This is a genomic window from Klebsiella sp. 28 (genome assembly GCF_018223905.1).
Classification (GTDB): domain Bacteria; phylum Pseudomonadota; class Gammaproteobacteria; order Enterobacterales; family Enterobacteriaceae; genus Klebsiella; species Klebsiella pneumoniae.
In genome coordinates this window covers 1-784 of sequence record NZ_JAGRQY010000277.1, presented here as the reverse complement: position 1 = coordinate 784, position 784 = coordinate 1, and the positions used below count along the sequence as shown (strand labels likewise).

Sequence of the window (784 nt, the reverse complement as noted above, 5' to 3'; positions counted from 1 at the left end):
CGGGAGAGGTAAAGTAATTTACCTGGGCAGTCTCAGAGGCAGGATTTTGAATTTTCGTGATATATGTCAGAAGCGCAGGGAGGTCGAGCCACTTGAAGGGTGTTCCAGCCAGCAGCCCGTAAAAGAGATTGTATCCATCAATGAAAAAAGCGGTGCGCACGTTTGCTTCCCATCAGATACGAAAAAACCGGCTCGCTGGCCGGTTTCTTCACCCCAACTGCCAGTGAACTTAATCGCTGCGTTCGGGGTTGAGTTGTAGGAACAATACTATGCTATTTTGACGACCCCGTCAATCATCCCTGCTAATCCTGCATAACGGCCTTTCATCCCCGCTCACGATCTGTAGACATTCGGTAAAACCCGCATAACACCGAATCGCCCCGCCGCGGCGCGCAACACTACATGTTGTGCCTGTCTCAGCTGGCAGGCCTACCAGATATAGTGATCGGGCGGTCAGCGCCGGGGCAGGCCGCGCCGGTTGCCCCGCTGCGCCATTCGGTAAAACTCCGGCACGGGGGGGGGCCCGAATGCGGTTTACCGCCAGCGGAGTTTTTCTTCTTGCTTTTTTACACATTGCACAATGGCGAGGTGGTATTAGAAAATGTCATTTCTCACATTAAGCCTATATCCGCTTTTCGCTCATAGCTGCCGGTCAACTCGGAAGGAAACTGTCTCTATTTTCTGTTGGAGATGACCAAGAGAAGTGCAAACAGGCAGTCAAGTAAAATGCAAATGGGGAGTCAAGTGAATGCAAATACCCACCGGGCGCCGCTGCCGCGTGGGA

The 784-nt window shown here is 52.7% G+C and carries 1 protein-coding gene; it reads left to right on the top strand.

The window, feature by feature from the left end:
* Positions 1-259 (top strand): hypothetical protein (locus tag KHQ28_RS28205; protein ID WP_211777783.1); only part of this gene is annotated, 259 nt, incomplete at its 5' end.
* Positions 260-784: the final 525 nt, after the last annotated feature.